The organism is Pantoea sp. CTOTU49201, assembly GCF_032054795.1.
Classification (GTDB): domain Bacteria; phylum Pseudomonadota; class Gammaproteobacteria; order Enterobacterales; family Enterobacteriaceae; genus Pantoea; species Pantoea symbiotica.
This window is the reverse complement of record NZ_DAMBSA010000119.1, coordinates 5,371-11,242: the sequence shown is the minus strand read 5'-3', so window position 1 is coordinate 11,242 and position 5,872 is coordinate 5,371. Positions and strand designations below refer to the sequence as shown.

Annotated in this window: 6 protein-coding genes; 4 read left to right on the top strand and 2 right to left on the bottom strand. The window is 57.4% G+C overall.

Annotation, left to right across the window (positions count from 1 at the left end):
• The 4 genes from araG to RTY00_RS10645 form a co-directional block, all read left to right on the top strand.
• Positions 1-1,279: L-arabinose ABC transporter ATP-binding protein AraG (gene araG, locus RTY00_RS10660; RefSeq protein WP_312664407.1), on the top strand; the 1,279-nt coding region annotated here is incomplete at its 5' end.
• 17 nt (positions 1,280-1,296) lie between these two features.
• On the top strand, positions 1,297-2,283 hold the full coding sequence (gene araH / locus RTY00_RS10655; RefSeq protein WP_008110235.1) for an L-arabinose ABC transporter permease AraH: 987 nt from the start codon (positions 1,297-1,299) through the stop codon (positions 2,281-2,283).
• Between the two features lie 67 nt (positions 2,284-2,350).
• Positions 2,351-3,268, top strand: a complete 918-nt coding sequence (gene araC, locus RTY00_RS10650) for an arabinose operon transcriptional regulator AraC (protein ID WP_008110234.1) — start codon at positions 2,351-2,353, stop codon at positions 3,266-3,268.
• A gap of 77 nt (positions 3,269-3,345) precedes the next feature.
• A complete protein-coding gene (locus tag RTY00_RS10645) occupies positions 3,346-4,386 on the top strand; it encodes an oxidoreductase (RefSeq protein ID WP_008110233.1) in 1,041 nt (346 codons plus the stop codon).
• A gap of 67 nt (positions 4,387-4,453) precedes the next feature.
• Here RTY00_RS10645 and add read toward each other — a convergent pair whose 3' ends face one another.
• Complete coding sequence (gene add, locus RTY00_RS10640; RefSeq protein WP_312664406.1) at positions 4,454-5,452, bottom strand: adenosine deaminase; 999 nt, start codon at positions 5,450-5,452, stop codon at positions 4,454-4,456.
• A gap of 118 nt (positions 5,453-5,570) precedes the next feature.
• The coding region (locus tag RTY00_RS10635; protein WP_312664405.1) for an aminotransferase class I/II-fold pyridoxal phosphate-dependent enzyme at positions 5,571-5,872 on the bottom strand (302 nt) is incomplete at its 5' end.

The following is a 5,872-nucleotide window of genomic DNA, read 5'->3' as shown; positions in this document are numbered from 1 at the left end:
TGCCGGTGTGGCGATCATTTACCAGGAACTGCATCTGGTACCGGAAATGAGCGTGGCGGAGAACATTTATCTCGGCCAACTGCCACACAAGCGCGGTTTGGTGAATCGCAAACTGCTGCGCTATGAAGCCGGTTTGCAATTGCAAAATCTCGGCATGGATATCGATCCCGATATGCCGCTGAAGTATCTGTCGCTCGGCCAGTGGCAGATGGTGGAGATCGCCAAAGCGCTGGCGCGTAACGCGCGCATCATCGCCTTTGACGAACCGACCAGCTCGCTGTCGGCGCGCGAGATTGAACACTTGTTCCGCGTCATCCGTCAGCTACGCGAGCAGGGCCGCACCGTGCTGTACGTGTCGCATCGCATGGAGGAGATTTTTGCGCTGAGCGACGCCATCACCGTGTTTAAAGATGGTCGCTACGTGCGCACCTTTACCGACATGAAAAACACCCATCACGACGATCTGGTGCAGGCGATGGTGGGACGCAATCTTGGGGATATTTATGGTTACGCGCCCCGTGAACTGGGCCCGGTGCGTCTGCAGCTGGACGCGGTGGAGGCTAAGGGTGTGCGCACGCCGATTTCACTGACGGTGCGTGCCGGTGAAATCGTGGGTCTGTTTGGCTTAGTTGGCGCAGGTCGCAGCGAACTGATGAAAGGGCTGTTCGGTGCTACCAAACTGCGCGGAGGCACCGTGACGCTGGATGGCAAAAAGCTCAACATTCGCCAGCCGATCGACGCCATTCGCGCTGGCATCATGCTGTGCCCGGAAGATCGCAAATCCGAAGGCATCATTCCGGTGCATTCGGTGCGCGATAACATCAACATCAGCGCGCGTCGCCACAATCTCACCGCCGGTTGTCTGATCAAACCGAGCTGGGAGGCGAAAAACGCCGATATCCACATTCGTTCACTCAACATCAAAACGCCGGGCCCGCAGCAGCTGATCATGAACCTTTCGGGCGGCAACCAGCAGAAGGCGATTCTGGGCCGCTGGTTGTCGGAAGAGATGAACGTGATTCTGCTCGATGAGCCGACGCGCGGCATTGACGTTGGTGCCAAACATGAAATCTACAACCTGATTTATGCCCTGGCGAAAAAAGGCATTGCGGTGCTGTTTGCCTCCAGCGACTTGCCGGAAGTGATGGGATTAGCCGATCGCATTCTGGTGATGCGTGAAGGTGAAATTGCCGGTGAACTGTCCCACGACACGGCCACAGAGCAGCTGACGCTGAGCCTGGCGATGCCGAAAACCACTCAAGCGGCCGCCGTGGCCTGATGTAAAGGAGAGCAATAATGGCTTCATCTACCACTTCCAACACGCCACCGGTGCAGCGCAACGGGCTGCAACTCGGGCGGATTTGGGACAACTTCGGCATGCTGGTGGTGTTCGCACTGCTGTTTATCGTTTGTGCCATTTTCGTGCCGAACTTTGGCTCCATCATCAATATGAAAGGGCTCGGTCTGGCGATGTCGATGTCCGGCATGGTGGCGTGTGGCATGCTGTTCTGCCTCGCCTCCGGCGACTTTGACCTCTCCGTGGCGTCGGTGATCGCCTGCGCCGGTGTGGTCACTGCAGTGGTGATCAATATGACCGAAAGTCTATGGATTGGCGTCGCGGCCGGTTTACTGCTCGGCATGGCAACTGGCTTTATCAACGGCTTTGTTATCGCGCGGCTGAAAATCAACGCCCTGATCACCACGCTGGCCACCATGCAGATTGTGCGCGGCCTAGCATATATCTTCTCCGACGGCAAAGCGGTGGGCATCGAAGACGAGCGCTTCTTTACCCTCGGCTACGCCAACTGGCTCGGCGTACCGGCACCGATTTGGCTCACCATCGCCACCATGGTGCTGTTCGGCTTCTTACTAAACAAAACTACCTTTGGCCGCAACACGCTGGCAATTGGTGGCAACGAAGAAGCGGCGCGTCTGGCCGGTGTGCCGGTGGTGCGTACGCGCATCATCATCTTCATCTTGTCGGGTTTAGTGTCGGCGGCGGCAGGCATCATTCTGGCGTCGCGCATGACCAGCGGCCAGCCAATGACGTCGCTCGGTTACGAGCTGATTGTGATTTCGGCTTGCGTACTGGGCGGCGTTTCGCTGAAAGGCGGCATCGGCAAAATTTCGTACGTGGTAGCGGGCGTGCTGATTCTCGGCACGGTTGAGAATGCGATGAATTTATTGAATATCTCGCCATTCTCACAGTATGTGGTGCGCGGTTTGATACTGTTAGCGGCGGTGATTTTTGACCGCTACAAACAGAAAAGCAAAGCCGCCTGATAACCAAGGCTGAGCGCGCCGGATAGCGGGCGCGCTCGCCGCATTTCACGCAATAAGTGAGGCCACTATGTACCATCGTGAACCCCCGAGTGAGCAGCAGAATCCCTTATTGCCGGGCTATGCGTTCAATGCCTGGTTGGTGGCAGGATTGACGCCGATTAACGCCAATGACGCGCTCGATTTCTTTATCGATCGTCCGCACGGCATGAAAGGCTACATCCTCAATCTGACCATTAAAGGTCAGGGCCGCGTGTTTGATGGTGAATCCGCCTTCGACTGTGAGCCGGGCGATCTGCTGCTGTTTCAACCGAAAACCCCGCACTATTATGGCCGCGCGCCCGATAGCCCTTGCTGGTTTCATCGCTGGGTCTATTTCCGTCCGCGCGCGTACTGGACCGATTGGTTGCAGTGGCAGGATGAAAGCCAGGGCGTGGGGCGTTTGCGTCTGTCAGAAGCGCAGCGTGCCGAGTTTGATCGCCTGTTTGCCAGCATCGAGCAAACCCACAACTCCGGACGTCGCTTCGCCGAAGAGCTGGCGATGAACCTGCTGGAGCGCCTGCTGCTGCGCGCGGTGGAAGAGGATCCGCGCAGCCATCAACAGATTCGCGACCCACGCGTGATTGAAGCTTGCCAGTACGTCACTAATCATCTGGCGGGCGAAGTGAAGATTGAAGAGGTGGCGCGCCATGTTTGCCTGTCGCCGTCACGGCTGGCGCATCTGTTCCGCGAACAAATGGGCATTAATCTGCTGCGCTGGCGTGAAGATCAGCGGGTGATCCGCGCCAAACTGCTGCTGCAAACCACCCAGGAACCGATCGCTTCTGTCGGCCGAGAAGTGGGCTACGACGACCAGCTCTACTTCTCGCGCGTGTTCCGCAAACGCGTTGGCGTCAGCCCCAGCGACTTCCGCCGCCGCAGCCAGGATGCGCAGGATGCTTTGGTGGCTCACGAGAGCTGGCAATCCGCACGGAGTGCTATTTCCTGAGTTTTCAGGTGATTCCGCCTTGTTCTTATAGACCGATTCGTCTTAAATCAGTCTGGTAACGAACAAGAGGAATGAGAATGAGCGATAAATTACGTGTCGGCCTAATCGGCTACGGTTTTGCCAGCAAAACCTTTCATGCACCCTTGATCGCCGGTACGCCGGATGTTGAGCTGGCGGCGATCTCGAGCAGCGATGCCAGCAAAGTGCATGCTGACTGGCCGTCAGTGCAGGTGGTTTCCGATCCACAGGCGCTGCTGGACGACCCGACACTGCAACTGATTGTTATTCCGACCCCGAATGACACCCATTTTCCATTAGCCAAAGCGGCCCTCAACGCCGGTAAACACGTGGTGGTCGATAAGCCATTTACCGTGACGTTGTCACAGGCGCGTGAACTGGATGCACTGGCAAAAGCCAAAGGTCTGCTGCTGTCGGTGTTCCATAACCGCCGCTGGGACAGCGATTTCCTGACCCTGAAATCCTTGCTGAACGACGGCACCTTGGGCGAAGTGCGTTACTTCGAATCCCACTTTGACCGTTTCCGCCCTGAAGTGCGTCAGCGCTGGCGTGAAATGAAAGGCGCGGGCAGCGGCATTTGGTTCGATCTCGGTCCGCATGTGCTGGACCAGGCGCTGCAGCTGTTTGGCACGCCGGTCGCCATTAACGTCGATATGGCAGAGCTGCGTCCAGGCGCACAAACCACCGATTACTTCCATGCCGTGTTGACCTATCCAACGCGCCGCGTGGTGCTGCACGCCAGCATGCTGGTGGCCGCGGAATCAGCACGCTTTGTGGTGCACGGTACGCGCGGCAGCTACGTGAAATATGGCCTCGATCCACAGGAAGATCGTCTGAAAGCGGGTGAACGTCCGCCGCAGGAAGATTGGGGCTACGACATGCGCAACGGCACGCTGACGCTGGCGGAAGGCGATGTGATGGTGGAGAAAGAGCTGCTGACCTTGCCAGGCAACTATCCGGCGTACTACGCAGGTATTCGTGACGCGATTGCGGGCACAGGTGCAAATCCGGTGCAGGCAGAAGAGGCGATTCAGGTGATGGAGTTGATCGAGCTGGGCTTGCAGTCCGCCGAGAAGCGCCAGACTATGTCGTTGCGTTAATTCTGTGAAAAAGGTCGCCATGAATGGCGACCCTACAATGTAAGGTGCGCGTTAGGCGCACCTTTTTTTATCCCGCCACGCGTGCGCGCAGTGCGGCTTTCTCTGCATCGCTCAGGAACGCGATGGTCACGCCATTATCCTGCGCCTGACGCATCTCTTCCGCCGTCAATCCTGCTTGCGGTGCCGCCACTTCATACTCATGTGCCAGTTCAACGCCCTGAACCGCCGGATCGTCAGTGTTAATGGTGGCGAGAATGCCGTGCTGCAGGAAGGTTTTCAGCGGATGGCTGCTCAGGGACGATACAGTGCTGGTTTGAATATTCGAGGTCAGGCACGACTCAATACCAATGCGCTGCTCGGCAAGGAAATCCATCAGTGCGCGGTCTTCAATCGCCTTCACGCCGTGACCAATACGCTCCGCGCCCAGCTCGCGAATCGCTTGCCAGATGCTTTCCGGGCCAGCGGCTTCACCGGCGTGAACCGTAATGCGGAAACCAGCGTCACGTGCACGATTGAAGTGGCTGAGGAATTCGCTGCCTGGGAAGCCTAACTCGTCACCGGCCAAATCGACGGCGGTGATGCCATCGCGATGCGCCAGCAAACCTTCCAGCTCGCGCAGGCAAGCTTCGTCACCAAAGGTACGGCTCATAATGCCGGTCAGGCGCACATCGACGCCGTATTGCTGAATACCGGCGCGCACGCCATCAATCACCGCTTCAACCACGCCGGCAATCGGCAGCTTGTGGGTCATCGCCATATAGCCCGGTGAGAAGCGCAGTTCCGCATAGTGAATGCCGGCACGCGCCGCATCCTCGACGTTTTCCAGCGCGATACGACGGCAGGCATCAAGATCGCCCAGCACTTTCACGCCCCAGTCGAGTTTCTGCAGGAAGCTCACCAGATCCGGTTCATTCGCGGTGACCTGCACATGCGGACGCAATGCATCAAGCGTTTCAGCGGGCAGCGCAAGATTATGCTGGCGACCTAAATCGAGAATGGTTTGTGCGCGGATATTGCCATCAAGGTGGCGGTGAATGTCGGTAAGGGGGAGTTTTAGATCAATCATGGCGCACTCGCTTAAGTTTCATAAAGTGCAGAGGATTATAAAAACATCTTGCGCAACAGCGCCAGCGATTTGCGCAAACAGGAAAACGGATGCTGAATTAATCAGCATCCGTCGCATTTTAGAACGACTTTAACGCGGCGATCAGACGATCAAGCCCATCATCCAGCTTGCTGCGCGGGCAACCGGCGTTGAGACGTAGATAACCGCGACTGGCTGCGCCGTAAGTCGAACCGGGCATGATCGCCACTTTGTGTTGATGAATCAGACGCTGTTGCAGCGCCTGTTCGTCAATGCCAAGCGGATTAAGGTCGATCCACGCCAGATACGTGGCGGCGGGCGGCTGCCACTTAAGCTGCGGAAACGCCGTGTTCAGGCGCTGCGCAATGTGCTGCATGTTACCTCGCAAATGGGCACGCAGCG

Bases quoted from the DNA above. Each gene is read 5' to 3' on its own strand.
- add (WP_312664406.1), bottom strand. From the start codon at position 5,452: ATGATTGATCTAAAACTCCCCCTTACCGACATTCACCGCCACCTTGAT.
- araH (WP_008110235.1), top strand. From the start codon at position 1,297: ATGGCTTCATCTACCACTTCCAACACGCCACCGGTGCAGCGCAACGGG.
- RTY00_RS10645 (WP_008110233.1), top strand. From the start codon at position 3,346: ATGAGCGATAAATTACGTGTCGGCCTAATCGGCTACGGTTTTGCCAGC.
- araC (WP_008110234.1), top strand. From the start codon at position 2,351: ATGTACCATCGTGAACCCCCGAGTGAGCAGCAGAATCCCTTATTGCCG.